Genomic DNA, 16146 nt, shown 5'->3' with positions numbered 1-16146 from the left:
AAACCAGAACCTGCAGCGCCGGCAGCAGCCGGCGGGTGTCAGGCATCGTGCATGCGGTGGCCATTACCGGTCCACCTCGCCGAACACCAGGTCGTAGGTGCCGATCATGGCCACCACGTCGGCGAGCATGTGCCCGCGCACGACCGAGTCGATCGAGGACAGATGGGCGAAGCCCGGCGCGCGCAGGTGCACGCGGAACGGCTTGTTGGCGCCATCGGACATCAGGTAGCAGCCGAACTCGCCCTTGGGCGCTTCAACCGCGGCGTAGGTTTCGCCGGCCGGGACGCAGTAGCCTTCACTGAACAGCTTGAAGTGATGGATCAGCGCTTCCATGTCGTCCTTCATGTCCTCGCGGCTGGGCGGGGCGACCTTGAAGTTCTTGACCATGACCGGGCCGGGGTTGGCACGCAGCCACTGCACGCACTGCTTGATGATGCGGTTGGATTCGCGCATCTCGGCCACGCGGACCAGGTAACGGTCGTAGCAGTCGCCTTCCTTGCCCAGCGGGATGTCGAAATCCACGGCATCGTACTTGGCGTACGGCTGCTTCTTGCGCAGGTCCCAGGCCACGCCCGAGCCACGCAGCATCACGCCGGTCATGCCCCAGGCATGCGCCAGTTCCGGGCTGACCACGCCGATGCCCACCGTACGCTGCTTCCAGATACGGTTGTCGGTGAGCAGGGTTTCGTATTCGTCGACGCGGCCGGGGAACTCGACCGTGAAGTTTTCCAGGAAGTCCAGCAGCGAACCTTCGCGCGAGGCGTTGAGGTTCTTCAGGGCCTTGCCCTTGTGCCAGCGCGATTCCTTGTACTTGGGCATCTGGTCCGGCAGGTCGCGGTAAACGCCGCCCGGACGGTAGTACGCCGCGTGCATGCGCGCGCCGCTGACCGCTTCGTAGCAGTCCATCAGCTCTTCGCGTTCGCGGAAGGCGTACAGCATCACCGCCATCGCGCCCAGGTCGAGCGCGTTGGAACCCAGCCACATCAGGTGGTTCAGGATGCGGGTGATTTCATCGAACATGGTGCGGATGTACTGGGCACGCTCGGGCGCTTCGATCCCCATCAGGGTTTCGATGGCGCGCACGTAGGCATGCTCGTTGCACATCATGGACACGTAATCCAGGCGGTCCATGTAACCGATGGACTGGTTGAACGGCTTGGATTCGGCCAGCTTTTCGGTACCACGGTGCAGCAGGCCGACGTGCGGGTCGGCGCGCATGATGGTTTCGCCGTCCATTTCCAGGATCAGGCGCAGCACACCGTGCGCGGCCGGATGCTGGGGACCGAAGTTCATGGTGTAGTTGCGGATTTCCTGGCGCAGTTCGGCCGGGTTGCTCGCAAACGCCTGGTGGGCTTGGTGGATCTGGCTCACTTGCTTGCCTCCGTCTGCGCGCTTTCGCCGGCAGCGGTCTGGAAACGGGCGTCGTCACGGATCACGCGCGGCACGCCGACACGCGGCTCGACCGAGGTGACCGGCTCATAGACAACGCGCTTCTTTTCTTCGTCGTAGCGGACTTCGACGTTGCCGATCAGCGGGAAGTCCTTGCGGAACGGATGCCCCACGAAGCCGTAGTCGGTCAGGATGCGGCGCAGGTCCGGGTGGCCTTCGAAGATCACGCCGAACAGGTCGAACGCTTCGCGCTCGAACCAGTTCAGGCCCGGCCACACGCTGGTCAGCGAGGCGACCACCGGCAGTTCCTCGTTCGGCGCAAAGCAGCGGATGCGCATGGTGAGGTTGTGCTGGTAGGAACGCAGCTGGGCGACCACGGCGTAGCGCTGCAGCGGCACCGGCTGTGGCTGGGCGCCATCGCTGGTTTCGCGGGTGGGGAACTCGCCCCAGGCGAAACGGCCGACGGACTTGCCCTCGACGCCACGGCTGAAGCCCTGCGAGGAGACATCGGAGGTGTCCCACTCGTCGCTGCCGTAGCCGAGGTAGTCCAGGCCGCACAGGTCAACGGCCTGCTCGAAACCGAATTCGTCGCGCAGCGCCAGAGCGGTGGCATGCCAGTCAGCGGCGGGCACTTCCAGCGTCACTTCGCCGCGGGGTTCGACCACGAAGACCTGCGCACCAGCGAAACGTGCGGAAAGTCGGTCGATGAAGGATGCTTGCTCTGCCATGGGGGCTTGGCGTGCTCTTGTCAGGAGGAATGTCAGCGGGCGATGGTCTGCGTACGCCAGATCTTCTTCTGCAGCTGCAGGATCCCGTACACCAGCGCTTCGGCGGTAGGCGGACAACCGGGGACGTACACGTCCACCGGCACCACGCGGTCGCAACCACGCACCACTGCATACGAGTAGTGGTAGTAGCCGCCACCGTTGGCGCAGCTGCCCATGGAGATGACCCACTTCGGGTCCGGCATCTGGTCGTAGACCTTGCGCAGGGCCGGGGCCATCTTGTTGACCAGGGTACCGGCCACGATCATCACGTCGGACTGGCGCGGCGACGGGCGGAACACCACGCCGTAGCGGTCAAGGTCCAGGCGCGCGGCACCGGCATGCATCATTTCAACCGCGCAGCAGGCCAGACCGAAGGTCATGGGCCACATCGAGCCGGTACGTGCCCAGTTCAGCAGCGCGTCGACGCTGGTGGTCACATAGCCCTTCTCGAGCAGCGGGTTGTCGCCTTCGGGGCGCAGGATGTCATCGACCCGCCCTTCCGGGACCGGGTTGTTCATCAGGCCATCGAGAGTCTGAATTACTCCCATTCCAGCGCTCCCTTCTTCCAGACGTAAATGAAACCGAGGAAAAGCATGCCCACGAACAGGCCCATCGTGACCAGCGAACGTGCGCCCAGCTCCATGAAGACCTGGGTCCACGGCACGATGAAGATGATTTCCAAGTCAAATACGATGAACTGGATGGCGATCAGGTAGTAGCGCACATCGAACTTCATGCGCGCGTCCTCGAAAGCCTCGAAGCCGCATTCGTACGGCGAGAGCTTTTTCAGATCGGGACGCCGGGGACCGAGGAACCGGCCGACCAGCATCAGCGCAACGCCGATACCGGTGGCAACAATCAGAAACAGCAGAGACGGCAAATATTCGGCCAGCACAGCGATTCTCTCTTGCCTCTGCCGCCACGCCTGCAGGCGTCTTGGCATGGGGGAGTGGACGGAAAACGCTACTGGCGCTTTGCGCGCCAGACGTATCCGCTTACAAACAAAATGGTGCCCAAGAGGGGACTCGAACCCCTACGACCTAAGTCGCTACCACCTCAAGGTAGTGCGTCTACCAATTCCGCCACCTGGGCTTACGTATCGCGCCGGGAGTTCCAATCGAATCCCCCAACGCGCCGCATATTGTAACCGTCTTCAGGGAGTCTGGGAGCCTTCCGAAGGCTTTTCTTCACCCGATTTCGGCGTTTCCGCCTGAGCCGGCACAGTAGCCTGCGGAACCGGCTGCTGGACAGCGGCTTCCGGGGCCTTCGGCACGGCCGGCAGCTCACCTGCGGGGACCGCCGGGGCGCTGGGCGCAACCGGGGCAGACATCACGCCGAGGTCCTGCTGGACCGCCGGGCGCGCGCCATGGCTGGCGTACCAGGCCATGAACAGGCTGATGCCGAAGAACACCACGGCCAGCCACTTGGTCGACTTGGACAGGAAGTTGGACGCGCCGCGCGCGCCGAACACCGTGCCCGAAGCGCCGGCACCGAAACCCGAGCCTGCGGCCGCGCCGGAACCACGCTGCATCAGGATGAGCGCGATCATGGACACCGCGACCAGCACGTAGACCACATTGAGGATCAACATCAGCATTTCGAATCCGCCCTCGGGCATGTCAAATAGCGGCCGCCGCATGGGCGATGGCCAGGAAATCCGCGGCCACCAGCGAGGCGCCGCCCACCAGCCCACCATCGACATCGGGCTGCGCGAACAGTTCCGCTGCGTTGTCGGGCTTCACGCTGCCGCCGTACAGGATGGGCAACGAATCGGCAATTCTAGCATCGAGCTTGGCCACTTCGCCACGGATGAACGCGTGGACCTGCTGGGCCTGCTCCTTGGTGGCGGTGCGGCCGGTGCCAATGGCCCAGACCGGCTCATAGGCCACCACGGCATGCTGGAACCCGGCCGGGCCAACCAGCTCCAGCACGGGCGCCAGCTGGCTGGCGATGACGTCTTCGGTCTGGCCAGCCTCACGCTGCTCCAGGGTTTCGCCCACGCACAGCACCGGCACCAGGCCGGCATGCACGGCGGCGGCGAACTTGCGGGCCACCAGCTCGCTGCTTTCATTGTGGTACTGGCGGCGCTCGGAATGGCCGACCAGCCCATAGCGGGCACCGACGTCGGCCAGCATGGCGGCGCAGACTTCGCCGGTGTAGGCGCCCTTTTCGTTGGAGCTGACGTCCTGTGAGCCAAAAGCGACGGCACGGCCCTCGAAGGCCTCGACCAGCTCGCCCAGGTACGGCAGCGGCGGCAGGATGACGACCTCTACCCCACCCTTCGGCAGGCTGGCGACGATATCGCTGACCAGGTCGGTCGCGAATTGACGGCTGCCGTGCAGCTTCCAGTTACCGGCGACGATCTTGCGGCGCATGGCGGGGCTCCTTTGGGGTATCAGCCGGCAATGATACCGGATGTAACGAATGCGCGTTTCCCGAAAACGCTTACATTTCAAATGGATATTGCAGGAGCCAGAGCCAGAGCAGATCTAGGTTACCGGCTCGTATGGGTTGCGGGGCCGGGCCGGGTGGGGTTACGGGACACGCCGTGAACCCATCCATGGGGGCTTGGCAAAAACATCCATGTTTTTGACAGTCCCTACACCCCACCCGCCCCGACCCCGCCCACGCATGGTCGGCGCGCACGCATTAGAGCGGTAAGGCGTACCGACCAACGGTCGGCACCTACCGGAATGATCGATCACCCATTGGTAGGCCACGACCGTTGGTCGTGGCGCTGTTTCCGTCCGGCATCGACCCACCTTCGGGGGCGAGGGCCGGTAGCAACCAATAGCCAGGCTGTTCGCGTATGAAACAAGCCACTAATAGAAAAGGCCACCTGATGGTGGCCTTTCCCAATCACTTCAGCTTGATCTCACGCAGCCGCTCTTCGAGGAAGCCATGCGCGGTGATCGGCTCCGGGTAACGGCTCGGGTTTTCCGGGGTGATGCAGGTCGGCAGCACGTCGATCAGGAAGTCCGGGTTGGGGTGCAGGAAGAACGGCACCGAGTAACGCGGCTGGCGGGCCTGCTCGCCCGGGGGGTTGACCACGCGGTGGATCGTGGACGGGTACACGTGGTTGGTCAGGCGCTGCAGCATGTCGCCGATGTTGACCACGATGGTGTCCGCGTCCGAGGTGAACGGCACCCACTTGCCCTCGTGCGACTGCACTTCCAGGCCGGCCGCGCTGGCGCCCACCAGCAGCGTGATGAAGTTGATGTCGCCATGCGCGCCCGCGCGCACGTTCGGGATGTCGTCGGCGGTGATCGGCGGGTAGTGGATCGGGCGCAGGATCGAATTGCCGTTGTTGGTCTTGTCCGCGAAGAAGTCGATCGGCAGGCCGATGTGCAGCGCCAGGGCCGACAGCACGCGCGAGCCCAGCTTGTCCAGTTCCTGGTACAGGCCGTAGCCCTTCTCCTTGAAGCCCGGGACCTCGGTCGGCCACAGGTTGGGGGCCATCACGTCACGGTACTTCGAGTCGTCCGGGATCTCACGGCCGATATGCCAGAACTCCTTCAGGTCGAAGTGCTTGGAGCCCTTCGCCGTTTCCACGCCGAACGGCGTGTAGCCACGCGCACCGCCGGTGCCCGGCAGGTGGTATTGCAGCTTGGTGGCTTCCGGCAGCGCGAAGAAGGCTTTGAATACGTCGTAGGCCGCGTCGATGTCCGCCTGCGGGATGCCGTGGTTGCGGATGCCCGCGAAACCCCATTCACGGTAGGCCGCCCCCAGCTCGGCGACGAAGGCATCGCGGTCACTGTCGAAACGGGTGATGTCGAGGGTGGGGATCTGGCTCACAGCGATTCCTGGCTTGTTCGTGGTGGGTATGCGGGGCCACGCCTGTGGCCCGGCTGAACATTGTGCCAGATCGGACAATCGACGCCGCCGATGCATTGATACAAACCGATACAATGCGCCCGCCCACCGCGTCGACGCGGCCGGGCGGCACAGGACGCCGCCGCCACGTCTTCCGATTCACCCTATCTGACCGACCCTGCATGGACGTATCGCGCCCCGCCTCCCCTTCGCCCGCACCCACGCGCTGGACGCGACTGGGTTGGCTGAGCCTGTTCACCGCCATCAACGCCTGCGTGGCCATTGCCATCGCCTTGGGCAACACGCCCCTGCACGACAACCCCGGTGGCGCATTGGGGCTGGGCTACCTGGCCCTTGCCCTTCCGGGTCATTTCCTTGCCTTCGGCAGCCTGGTGTCGCTGCTGCCACTGGCCGTGGGGCTGTGGCCGCGCTCGCCGCGGCCGCTGGTGGTCAGCGCCGTGCTGCTGCAGGGCCTGTGGCTGTGCCTGCTGCTGGTGGATGCAAAGGTCTTCGCGCTGTACCGCTTCCACCTCAATGCCATGGTGATGAACATGGTGTTCGGGGGCGCGCTGCAGGACCAGGTGGCCCTGTCCTGGCAGAGCTGGCTGCAGTCGCTGGGCGTGCTGGCGGCCGTGGCCACCGCCGAAGTCCTGCTGGCCTGGGCCTGCTGGAAACTGGTGCCCGACCGCACCCGGCGTCGCCCGGTGCTGTTGGCCTGGGCCGCCGGGCTGGCGCTGATGGCTACCGGCCAGATCGCCACGGCCTATTACGACGCCCTGGGCGAGCGTGCCGTGACCGGCCAGTGGGCCTACCTGCCGTGGGCGCAGCCGATCACCGCCAAGCGCCACATGCACCGCCTTGGCGTACGCAGCCTGCCGCAGGCCAACCTGCCCGATCCGCGCCACAGCCAGCTGCAGTACCCGCTGCAGCCGCTGCGCTGCCAGAGCCACACCCGACCCAATGTGCTGGTGGTGGTGCTCGAATCGCTGCGGCACGACGCGCTGGATGCCACCACCATGCCCAACACCTGGGCGCTGGCGCAGCAATCGGAGGTGTTCGACCACCACTACAGCAGCGGCAATGCCACCCGTTATGGCCTGTTCGGCCTGCTCTACGGCCTGCCCGGCGGCTATTGGTCCAGCATGCTCAGCGAGCAGCGCGGCTCGATCCTGTTCGACGTGCTGCAGCAACAGGGCTACGACCTGCACCTGTACGGCAGTGCACCGCTGTACAGCCCCGAATTCGACCGCACCGTGTTCGCCCAGGTACGCGACCAGCTGCATACCGCGCCGTCGTCGTTGGCGGTCGCCGCGCGTGACCAGCACATCGTCGATGCGCTCGGTACGGACATCCGCCAGCCCGGCGGCGGCCACTGGTTCGGCATGGTGTTCCTGGACAGCACCCACGCGCCGTACCACCTGCCGGAGGCCTACCCTGCGCTGGCCACGCCGATGGCCACGGAAGTGAACTTCCTTGCCTTCGACGACGAGCACGACGCCACGCCCGAGCGCAACCGCTATCGCACCGCCGTGCATTACACCGATGCCTTGATCGGCCAGCTGCTGGCGACCCTTCGCGAGAGTGGCCAGGCCGACAACACCATCGTGCTGGTCACCGGCGACCACGCCGAAGAATTCAACGACCTGGGCCTGAACTACTGGGGCCACAATGGCAACTTCTCGGACTACCAGATGCAGGTGCCGTTCGTGCTGCACTGGCCCGGGCGTGACCCGGCACGGCACGACGCCGCCAGCAGCCACGAAGACTGGGTGCCGACCCTGATGCGTCACGGGCTGGGCTGCGAGAACGCACTGGCCGATTTCAGCACCGGCCAGGACCTGTTCGACGCCACCCGCCCGGCGCGTCCCCTGCTGGTGGAAAGCTGGTCGCAGCGCGGCATCCGTGAAGGCAACCGCACCTACGTGTTCGACAAGTTCGGCAACGCCACCACCCTGGACGCCCACTACCTGCCCCTGCACGACCAGCCGCCGGACCCGGCGGCAGTGCGGACTGCCTGGAACGCGTTGACCCACTTCCGCAAGCAATGACGTTGATTGTCTAGACCCCTGGAACGTTCATGATGAACAAGCCCCTTAAAATCCTGCACACGGAAGCCGCCAAGGGATTCGGCGGCCAGGAGATCTACATCTACCGGCACATGCTGGCCATGCGCGAGCGCGGCCACGACGTGTCGCTGCTGTGCCAGCCCGGTGCACGGCTGGGCGAAGTGGCGCGCGAAGCGGGCTTCACCGTGCATGCGCTGAAGATGGGTGGGCCGCTGCGGTTGCTGCGCGGCATCTGGTCGGTGAAACGGCTGGTGCGCCGGCACACCTATGACGTGGTCAACACCACCAGCCGCCGCGACGCACTCATTGCCGCCGCCGGTGCGCGCCTGGCCGGCGCGCCGCTGGTGGTGCGCTCACGGCACCTGATGAGCCCGGTCAACTCCCTGCTCACCTACACCGGCCTGCCGCACCGGGTGCTGACCGTGAGCAGCTTCGTGAAGCAGCTGCTGGTCCACCGCGGCGTGGCCGACGGCCACATCGGCATCGTTCCGCCCATCGCCGTGCCACCGCAGTGGTCGCAGGCGCACAGCGATGATGCCTGGCAATGCCTGCAGGAAACCCGTGCCGAGGTTCGCCGCGAACTTGGCTTCACCGATGACCAGATCGTGGTCGGCTGCGTCGCGGTGCTGCGCGAAGCCAAGGGCCACGCCGACCTGCTGCGCGCCATGGCCCCGCTATGCCGCCAGCAGCCGAACCTGCAGCTGGTGATCGTGGGCGACGGCCAGCCCGTGCTGGATCAACTCAAGGCGCTGCGCGAAGCGCTCGGCATCGCCGCGCAGGTCCACCTGCTCGGCTACCGCCACGGCGCCTGCCGGTTGATGACCGGCTTCGACATCTTTGCCCTGGCCACCCACAAGGAGGCCGCCGGCACGGTATTCCTCGAAGCCGCCTACGTCGGCGTGCCGATCGTCGCCACCCGGGTCGGCGGCGTGCCGGAGATGCTTTTGGAAGGCAGCAATGCCCTGCTCGCCCCGCTCGGCGACCAGGCCGCGCTCACCCGCGCGCTGCAGACCCTGGTCGAGCAGCCAGAGCGACGCCGGCAGATGGGCCAGGCCGGGTGGGACTGGATGCGCAGCGCGCACCGCTTCACCCCGACCGGGCACACTGAAGCCACTGAACACTACTACCACCAGTGGTTGAAGGAACTGGGCCATGGCCAACGCTAGAACCGTGCCGGTGCTGATGCACCACCACGTGTCGCCCTCGCCGGGCATGATCACGGTGTCGCCGGAAAACTTTGAAAGCCAGATCGCCTGGCTGGCCGGCAACGGCTGGACCTCGCTCACGCTCGAGCAGTACGCCGGCTTCCTGGCCGGCAAGCCCGTCCCACGGAAGTCCATCGTGATCACCTTCGATGACGGTTACCTGGACAACTGGGTGTACGCGCACCCGATCCTGCAGAAGTACGGCATGCACGCCGTGGTGTTCGTGGTCACCGGCTGGATGGGCGAAGGCCCGGTACGGCCGCACGCCGGCCAGCCCGGCGCGGCACTGCCCCCCACGCCCGACCATCGCGGCTGTGAGGCGGCGATCCTGCGCGAGAACCGCCACGACGACGTGATGATGCGCTGGAGCGAAGCGCGCGCCATGATCGACGCCGGCACCTTCGAAGTGCACTGCCACACCCACACCCACACGCGCTGGATGAAGCAGGACATCAGCCGCGAACAGAAGCGCGAAGGCATCACCCGCGACCTGGAAATGGCGCGCAGCGTGCTGCAGGAACAGCTGGGCGAAGTGTCCGACACGCTGTGCTGGCCCTACGGCGATTTCGACGAGGACTACCTGCCCATCGCACGCGCGCAGGGCTTCCGCTACCTGCACACCACCCACCCGTTCGGCCGCAACGTGGTCGGCGGCGATCCGGAACACATCTACCGTTTCGCCATCCGCAACCGCCCTGCCAGCTGGCTGCGCAAGCGCATCGCGTGGAGTTACCACCCGTTGATCGCGCCGGTGTTCAACCGGTTCAAGGCCAGGCAGAAAAAAATGGTGCCGGGACCGTAACGCAAAAAAACCCGGCCGAAGCCGGGTTTTTCATTACGCTGCGGCTGCTGCTTTCACCGCGCTGGACAGGCTGTCCAGTGTGGCCTGCATCAGCTCGGCGGTATCTGCTTCAACCGTGACGCGCACCACGGGCTCGGTGCCGGAGGGGCGCAGGAACGCGCGGCCGCGGCCCTTGACCGCCTGCTGCGCAGCGGCAAGTGCCGACTGCACGCCTTCGGACTGCACGATCACCTTTGCTGAAACACCCGCCAGGCGCACGTTGACCGTCTTCTGCGGTACCCGGGTCAGCCCGACCAGCGATTCGCGCAGGCTCTTGCCTTCGCGACGCAGCACTTCCAGCACCTGCAGCGCACTGACGATCGCATCGCCCGTGGTGGCGCGATCCAGGCATAGCAGGTGCCCCGACGCTTCACCACCGAGTACCCCGCCACCTTCCACCAGCGCCTGGTGCACGTAGCGGTCGCCCACGTTGCTGCGCTGGAACGGCAGGCCCAGGCGTTCAAGCGCCTGCTCCAGCCCGAAGTTCGTCATCAGCGTGCCCACCACCGGACCGCGCAGGCGCCCGCTGCGCTGCCACGACGGGGCCAGCACATACAGCAGGTCGTCCCCGTCGACCGGGTTGCCCTGGTCATCGGCCATCAACACGCGGTCACCGTCACCATCGAACGCGATGCCCAGGTCTGCACCCACCTCACGCACCTTGGCCGCCAGGTTGTCGATGTGCATCGAACCGACGCCATCGTTGATGTTGACCCCGTTCGGCTCTGCACCGATGGCCACCACCTCCGCGCCCAGTTCCCGGAACAGCAGCGGCGCGATGTGGTACGTGGCGCCGTGCGCGCAGTCCAGCACGATCTTCAACCCGCGCAGGTCAAACCCGCGCGGCACGCTGGCCTTGCAGAACTCGATATAGCGGCCCACCGCATCACGACCGCGTGCCGCCTTGCCCAGCCGATCCGAATCTGCCGTGGTGAACTCGGTATCCAGCGCCGCTTCCAGCGCCAGCTCCGTTGCATCGTCGAGCTTCTCGCCATCGGCGGAGAAGAACTTGATGCCGTTGTCGTAATGTGGGTTGTGCGAGGCACTGATCACGATCCCGGCGTCTGCGCCCAGCGTACGGGTCAGGAACGCGACCGCCGGGGTCGGCATCGGCCCGAGCAGCTGCACGTCGGCCCCCGCCGCAACCAGCCCGGCTTCCAGCGCCGCTTCGAACATGTAGCCCGAAATGCGCGTGTCCTTGCCGATCACCACCACCGGCCGATGACCGTTACGCTCGGTCAGCACGCGGCCCAGCGCATTGCCCAGGCGCAGCACGAAGTCCGCCGAGATGACGCCCTGCCCGACCCGACCGCGGATGCCGTCGGTGCCGAAATACCTGCGCGCGCCCATCAAGCAGCAGCCTCCGGGGCGGGCTGGCGGCCCAGCATGGCCAGCAGGTCGGCCAGGCGGTCACGCATCTCGCGGCGGTCGCAGATCTGGTCGATGGCGCCGTGCTCGAGCAGGAACTCCGAGCGCTGGAAACCTTCCGGCAGCTTCTCCCGCACCGTCTGCTCGATCACGCGCGGGCCGGCGAAGCCGATCAGCGCCTGCGGCTCGGCGATGTTGATGTCGCCCAGCATCGCGAACGATGCCGACACGCCACCGGTGGTGGGATGGGTCAGCACCGAGATGTACGGCAGCCCCGCCGCGCGCAGGCGACCGAGCGCCGCCGAGGTCTTGGCCATCTGCATCAACGAGAACAGGCCTTCCTGCATGCGCGCACCGCCACTGGCGGAGAAGCACACGTACGGCGCGCCGATTTCCAGCGCCTTTTCCGCGGCCAGCGAGAAGCGCTCGCCGACCACCGAGCCCATCGAGCCGCCCATGAAGGCGAAATCGAAGGCCGAGGCCACCAGCGGCCGCCCCTTGAGCAGACCCTGCATGGCGATCAGTGCATCGTATTCGCCGGTGTTCTTCTGCGAGGCCTTGATGCGCTCGCTGTACTTTTTCTGGTCCTTGAACTTGAGCAGGTCGGTCGGCCCCAGGCGCGCGGCGATTTCAGTGGTGCTGTCAGCGTCGAACAACGACGCCAGGCGCGCCCGCGCGCGGATGGCCATGTGGTGGCCACACTTGGGGCAGACTTCCAGGTTCTCTTCCAGCTCAGGACCGTAAAGCGCGCTGCCGCAGCTGCTGCACTTCTCCCACAGGCCCTCGGGGACGCTGCGCTTCTTGCTGGGGACGTTGTCGGTGCGGATGCCCGACGGCATCAACTTGCTGAGCCAACTCATGCGGGATGACACTTCCGTTCAGGGCGGCCCGGGGGCCGCAAAGGCGGACAGTCTAGCTCACCCGTTCCACGGCCGGGACCCCCTGCCAGTGGGGTTATCCCGGCGTGAAAACCATGCTGGGCCGTACGTTGCGGCCTTCTCAGGCGTCCAGCGCGGCGCGCAGCGGCTGCAGGAAGGTACGCGCCACCTGGGCAGCGCCGGCGGCATCGACCGTCTCGGCCAGGGCCGCCACCAGCGCGCTGCCGACCACCACGCCATCGGCCTCTACGGCCATGGCGGCGGCGCTCTCTGCGTCCTTGATGCCGAACCCTGCTACCACCGGCACGGTCGAGCGGCTGCGCAGGTCACGCAGGCGGGTACCGGCAGCGCTGCTGTCGAGACGTTCCGACGCACCGGTGACACCGGCAAAACTTACGTAGTAGAGGTAACCCTTGGCCATCGACGAAACCAGATCCAGCCGGGCGTCCGCCGTGGTCGGCGATGCCAGCAGGATCAGGGCCAGGCCGGCAGCGGTGAAGATCTCCAGGGTTTCGGCCGCCTCTTCCGGCGGCAGGTCCACCAGCAGCACACCGTCCACGCCCGCCGCGATCGCCGCCTCGGCAAAGCGCGCCGTACCGTGGATCTCCACCGGGTTCAGATACCCCATCAGCACCACCGGGGTGGTGGTGTCGTCACGCCGGAACGCCTGCACCGTGTCCAGCACGTAACGCAGGCCAGCGCCGCGCGACAGCGCGCGTTCGGAGCTGCGCTGGATGGTCGGGCCGTCGGCCATCGGGTCGGAGAACGGCACCCCGAGTTCGATCACGTCCGCACCGGCAGCGGCCAGCGCATGCATCACCGGCACGGTTGCATCCAGGCCCGGATCGCCGGCGGTGATGAACGGAATCAGCGCCTTGCGGCGACTGGCACGCAGGCGGGCGAAACAGGCGTCGATACGGGCAACAGGCATTTCAGGCACATCCTTCTTTCAATTCAACGGCGCCACTGGCGCCCCAGTACAGCTTCGATATCACCCCGCCGAAGATCTCCAGCCGGATCGCCAGATCCGAACCGGGGTCCTGCCAGGTCAGGTACTCACCCACGTCCGGGTCGTAGGCATGCGGTGTGCGGGTGCTGCCAGGGGGCAGGCGTTTGAGCGCGTCGTCCAGCGACATGCCCAGGCGCAGGCCGAACGGCCCCGGCTGGACAATCGCCTCGTAGGAACCGTCGATGGTGTCGAGGTCGAAGCGCTGCACGTGGCCGTCATCGACCATCATCGACACCCCTTCGGGCAGGCTGCCACGCTCGTAGTACTCACAGGCGCGCGCACCATCGCCTTCGCTCAGGCCGGCCGAATGCCATGCGCCGTCCGCTTCGACTTCGCTGAAACGCTGGCCGATCAGCACGTCGCCGGCATGATCCAGCGCGACCGAGACCACGGCCGGCGCATCGGTTTGGTCCGCAGGCGGTGCGTCCTGTGGTGCATCCTCGAACGGGCGATCTGCCACATCATCATTGCTCGCCGGCAGCCGGGCCGGCGCAATGGCCGCCGGCGTCGCCGCAGGGGCCAGCACCGGCGGCTCGGGCGGCTTGCAACCAGCCAGACCGACCACGATCAGCAGCGCACGTCCCTGGCGCAGCACTGGATTCACAGAACCAGGCCCTCACGCGCGGCAATGGTGTGCACGTCCTTGTCGCCACGTCCGGACAGATTGCACAGCACCAGCTTGTCGCTGGGTAGCTCGCGCGCGATCTTGATCGCCTGGGCCACCGCGTGGCTGGATTCCAGCGCGGCCAGGATGCCTTCGCTGTGCGCCAGCTGGTGGAACGCAGCCAGCGCTTCATCATCGGTGATGCCCACGTATTCGGCGCGACCGGCGTCGGCCAGGAACGCGTGTTCCGGGCCTACGCCGGGGTAATCCAGCCCGGCCGAGACCGAGTGGGTTTCAATGATCTGGCCGTCGTCGTCGCAGATCACATAGGTGCGGTTGCCATGCAGCACGCCCGGGCGGCCTGCCGCGATGGAGGCCGCGTGGCGCCCGGTCTCGATGCCGTCACCGGCTGCTTCGGCGCCGACGATGCGCACGTCGCGATCGTTGAGGAAGGCATGGAACAGGCCGATGGCATTGCTGCCGCCGCCGACGCAGGCAGTGATCGCATCGGGCAGGCGACCGTAATCGGTGAGCATCTGAGCGCGTGCTTCGCGGCCGACGATGGCGTTGAAGTCACGCACCATGCGCGGGTACGGATCCGGGCCGGCGACGGTGCCGATGATGTAGAAGGTATCGCGCACGTTGGTGACCCAGTCGCGCATGGCTTCGTTGAGCGCATCCTTGAGCGTGGCCGAGCCCGATGTGACCGGCACCACCGTCGCCCCCAGCAGCTTCATGCGGTAGACGTTGATCTTCTGCCGCTCGATGTCGGTGGCACCCATGTACACCACGCATTCCAGGCCCAGCCGTGCGGCCACGGTGGCGCTGGCCACGCCGTGCTGGCCGGCACCGGTCTCGGCGATGATGCGCTTCTTGCCCATCCGCGCGGCCAGCAGGGCCTGGCCGATGGTATTGTTGATCTTGTGCGCGCCGGTGTGGTTCAGGTCTTCGCGCTTGAGCAGGATCTGCGCGCCGCCGACCTGCCGGCTCAGCCGCTCGGCGTGGTAGATCGGGCTGGGCCGGCCCACGTAATGGGTGAGGTCCTTGTCATACGCGGCGATGAAGGCGGGGTCACGGCGCGCTTCGTCATAGGCCGCCGCCAGCTCCTGCAGTGGCCCGATCAGCGTTTCGGCAACGAAACTGCCGCCGTAGCGGCCGAAGTGGCCGTTGGCGTCGGGATAGGCGTGGAAATCGGTGATGGGGGGGACGGGCGATACGGACATGACGCGACAGCCGTTGGAGACAGGCTGACAATTTAGCGCACATGTAGTGACCGGAATATCGATATTATCTGCACAGACCCGTCAGGAAAACTCACATGAGCCAGACGCCGTTGCCGCCCCTCAACGCGTTGCGCAGCTTCGAGGCCACCGCCCGGCTGGGCGGCGTGGCACGCGCCGCAGAAGCGCTGCATGTGACCCACGGGGCGATCAGCCGCCAACTGCGGCTGCTCGAGGAGCACCTGGGGCTGGCGCTGTTCGAGCGTGCCGGCCGCGGCCTGCGCCTGACCGCCGCCGGCCAGGCGCTGCAGGTTGCCTGCGCCGGGGCGTTCACCCAGATCCGCGAGGCGGTGGACACCCTGCAGCGTCGGCAGCGGCCGGAGGCGCTGGTCCTGGGCTGCAGCGGCAGCATCCTGGCGCGTTGGATGATTCCCCGCCTGCCCGCGCTGCAGGCCGACCTGCCGCAGGTGCCGCTGCACTGGTCGGCGCAGGACGGCAGCTTCACCGAACAGCAGCAGGCGCTGGATGCGGTGCTGCTGCTGGCGCAGCCGCCGTGGCCGCGTGGCTGGCAGGTGCGCGAACTGGCCCCGGAACGGGTCGGCGTGGTGGTCAGCCCGCAGCATCCGGCTGCGGTGCGCCTGCGCCAGCAGCCACCGCACGCACTGCTGCGCGAACCGCTGCTGCACACCACCTCGCGCCCGCAGGCGTGGCCGGACTGGGCGTTGTCGCATCAGCTGGATCCGGCGCAGCTGCAGCTGGGCACCGGGTTCGAGCACCTGTACTACCTGCTGGAGGCGGCGGTGGCAGGACTCGGCGTGGCGATCGCGCCGGAGCCCCTGGTGGCCGATGAGCTGGCGGCCGGGCGCCTGCTGGCGCCGTGGGGTTTTGCCGCAACCGGTGGCTTCTGGGTGCTGGCCACCCCGGAGGGTGGCCAGGATCCGCGGGTGGAATCCTTGGCCGGGTGGTTGGCCAAACAGCTGCGGTAG

Annotated in this window: 16 protein-coding genes and 1 tRNA gene; 4 read left to right on the top strand and 13 right to left on the bottom strand. The window is 66.7% G+C overall.

What is annotated here, in order from left to right; all coding sequences use genetic code 11:
- Positions 1-63 precede the first annotated feature (63 nt).
- The 8 genes from KVS69_RS04445 to KVS69_RS04410 all read right to left on the bottom strand — a co-directional run bounded on the left by KVS69_RS04445 (position 64) and on the right by KVS69_RS04410 (position 5951).
- On the bottom strand, positions 64-1371 hold the full coding sequence (locus KVS69_RS04445) for an NADH-quinone oxidoreductase subunit D (protein ID WP_068853412.1): 1308 nt from the start codon (positions 1369-1371) through the stop codon (positions 64-66).
- Positions 1368-2117: an NADH-quinone oxidoreductase subunit C gene (locus KVS69_RS04440; RefSeq protein ID WP_068853414.1), complete on the bottom strand. Its 750-nt coding sequence runs from the start codon at positions 2115-2117 to the stop codon at positions 1368-1370. Before KVS69_RS04440 ends, KVS69_RS04445 begins: the two co-directional genes overlap by 4 nt.
- Before the next feature lie 32 nt (positions 2118-2149).
- The gene (locus KVS69_RS04435; protein ID WP_017354657.1) at positions 2150-2704 is read right to left on the bottom strand and encodes an NADH-quinone oxidoreductase subunit B; all 555 of its coding nucleotides are present in this window, start codon (positions 2702-2704) and stop codon (positions 2150-2152) included.
- A complete protein-coding gene (locus KVS69_RS04430) occupies positions 2695-3051 on the bottom strand; it encodes an NADH-quinone oxidoreductase subunit A (RefSeq protein WP_026069699.1) in 357 nt (118 codons plus the stop codon). The genes KVS69_RS04435 and KVS69_RS04430 overlap by 10 nt, the downstream gene beginning before the upstream one ends.
- 112 nt (positions 3052-3163) lie before the next feature.
- Positions 3164-3248 (bottom strand) — tRNA-Leu (locus KVS69_RS04425).
- A gap of 61 nt (positions 3249-3309) precedes the next feature.
- On the bottom strand, positions 3310-3753 hold the full coding sequence (gene secG / locus KVS69_RS04420; protein WP_095363552.1) for a preprotein translocase subunit SecG: 444 nt from the start codon (positions 3751-3753) through the stop codon (positions 3310-3312).
- A gap of 22 nt (positions 3754-3775) precedes the next feature.
- Entirely contained in the window at positions 3776-4531 is a 756-nt protein-coding gene (gene tpiA / locus KVS69_RS04415) for a triose-phosphate isomerase (RefSeq protein WP_217537233.1), read from the bottom strand.
- 484 nt (positions 4532-5015) lie between these two features.
- Positions 5016-5951 carry a 2-oxoglutarate and iron-dependent oxygenase domain-containing protein gene (locus tag KVS69_RS04410; RefSeq protein ID WP_068853418.1) on the bottom strand — a complete coding sequence of 312 codons (936 nt, stop codon included), beginning with the start codon at positions 5949-5951 and terminating at the stop codon, positions 5016-5018.
- A gap of 200 nt (positions 5952-6151) precedes the next feature.
- Between KVS69_RS04410 and KVS69_RS04405 the strand changes: the two genes are divergently transcribed.
- Genes KVS69_RS04405 through KVS69_RS04395 form a run of 3 tightly spaced genes read left to right on the top strand, consistent with a single transcriptional unit; the run spans position 6152 to position 10042 of the window.
- A complete protein-coding gene (locus KVS69_RS04405; protein WP_217537230.1) occupies positions 6152-8017 on the top strand; it encodes a sulfatase-like hydrolase/transferase in 1866 nt (621 codons plus the stop codon).
- 32 nt (positions 8018-8049) lie between these two features.
- Positions 8050-9201, top strand: coding sequence for a glycosyltransferase family 4 protein (locus KVS69_RS04400; RefSeq protein WP_217537227.1), 1152 nt, complete (start codon positions 8050-8052; stop codon positions 9199-9201).
- A complete protein-coding gene (locus KVS69_RS04395; RefSeq protein ID WP_217537224.1) occupies positions 9188-10042 on the top strand; it encodes a polysaccharide deacetylase family protein in 855 nt (284 codons plus the stop codon). The genes KVS69_RS04400 and KVS69_RS04395 overlap by 14 nt, the downstream gene beginning before the upstream one ends.
- A gap of 33 nt (positions 10043-10075) precedes the next feature.
- Here KVS69_RS04395 and glmM read toward each other — a convergent pair whose 3' ends face one another.
- The 5 genes from glmM to trpB all read right to left on the bottom strand — a co-directional run bounded on the left by glmM (position 10076) and on the right by trpB (position 15163).
- Positions 10076-11431 (bottom strand): phosphoglucosamine mutase, encoded by a 1356-nt coding sequence (gene glmM / locus KVS69_RS04390; RefSeq protein WP_217537221.1) that lies wholly within the window; start codon positions 11429-11431, stop codon positions 10076-10078.
- A complete protein-coding gene (gene accD / locus KVS69_RS04385; protein WP_217537218.1) occupies positions 11431-12309 on the bottom strand; it encodes an acetyl-CoA carboxylase, carboxyltransferase subunit beta in 879 nt (292 codons plus the stop codon). The genes glmM and accD overlap by 1 nt, the downstream gene beginning before the upstream one ends.
- A gap of 139 nt (positions 12310-12448) precedes the next feature.
- Positions 12449-13258 (bottom strand): tryptophan synthase subunit alpha, encoded by an 810-nt coding sequence (trpA, locus tag KVS69_RS04380; RefSeq protein WP_217537215.1) that lies wholly within the window; start codon positions 13256-13258, stop codon positions 12449-12451.
- A 1-nt stretch (position 13259) separates the two neighbouring features.
- Complete coding sequence (locus tag KVS69_RS04375) at positions 13260-13940, bottom strand: hypothetical protein (RefSeq protein ID WP_217537212.1); 681 nt, start codon at positions 13938-13940, stop codon at positions 13260-13262.
- Complete coding sequence (gene trpB / locus KVS69_RS04370) at positions 13937-15163, bottom strand: tryptophan synthase subunit beta (RefSeq protein WP_068853434.1); 1227 nt, start codon at positions 15161-15163, stop codon at positions 13937-13939. The genes KVS69_RS04375 and trpB overlap by 4 nt, the downstream gene beginning before the upstream one ends.
- A gap of 95 nt (positions 15164-15258) precedes the next feature.
- On the opposite strand from trpB, the gene KVS69_RS04365 reads away from it, so the two are divergent.
- A complete protein-coding gene (locus tag KVS69_RS04365; protein ID WP_095363462.1) occupies positions 15259-16146 on the top strand; it encodes a LysR family transcriptional regulator in 888 nt (295 codons plus the stop codon).

The organism is Stenotrophomonas sp. GbtcB23, assembly GCF_019091045.1.
In the GTDB taxonomy this organism is placed as follows: domain Bacteria; phylum Pseudomonadota; class Gammaproteobacteria; order Xanthomonadales; family Xanthomonadaceae; genus Stenotrophomonas; species Stenotrophomonas rhizophila_A.
The sequence above is the reverse complement of the archived record's forward strand: the minus strand, read 5'-3'. Positions and strand labels throughout refer to the sequence as shown.

Bases quoted from the DNA above. Each gene is read 5' to 3' on its own strand.
- accD (WP_217537218.1), bottom strand. From the start codon at position 12,309: ATGAGTTGGCTCAGCAAGTTGATGCCGTCGGGCATCCGCACCGACAAC.
- KVS69_RS04405 (WP_217537230.1), top strand. From the start codon at position 6,152: ATGGACGTATCGCGCCCCGCCTCCCCTTCGCCCGCACCCACGCGCTGG.
- KVS69_RS04435 (WP_017354657.1), bottom strand. From the start codon at position 2,704: ATGGGAGTAATTCAGACTCTCGATGGCCTGATGAACAACCCGGTCCCG.
- trpB (WP_068853434.1), bottom strand. From the start codon at position 15,163: ATGTCCGTATCGCCCGTCCCCCCCATCACCGATTTCCACGCCTATCCC.
- KVS69_RS04440 (WP_068853414.1), bottom strand. From the start codon at position 2,117: ATGGCAGAGCAAGCATCCTTCATCGACCGACTTTCCGCACGTTTCGCT.
- trpA (WP_217537215.1), bottom strand. From the start codon at position 13,258: ATGCCTGTTGCCCGTATCGACGCCTGTTTCGCCCGCCTGCGTGCCAGT.
- glmM (WP_217537221.1), bottom strand. From the start codon at position 11,431: ATGGGCGCGCGCAGGTATTTCGGCACCGACGGCATCCGCGGTCGGGTC.
- secG (WP_095363552.1), bottom strand. From the start codon at position 3,753: ATGCTGATGTTGATCCTCAATGTGGTCTACGTGCTGGTCGCGGTGTCC.
- KVS69_RS04365 (WP_095363462.1), top strand. From the start codon at position 15,259: ATGAGCCAGACGCCGTTGCCGCCCCTCAACGCGTTGCGCAGCTTCGAG.
- KVS69_RS04400 (WP_217537227.1), top strand. From the start codon at position 8,050: ATGAACAAGCCCCTTAAAATCCTGCACACGGAAGCCGCCAAGGGATTC.
- tpiA (WP_217537233.1), bottom strand. From the start codon at position 4,531: ATGCGCCGCAAGATCGTCGCCGGTAACTGGAAGCTGCACGGCAGCCGT.
- KVS69_RS04395 (WP_217537224.1), top strand. From the start codon at position 9,188: ATGGCCAACGCTAGAACCGTGCCGGTGCTGATGCACCACCACGTGTCG.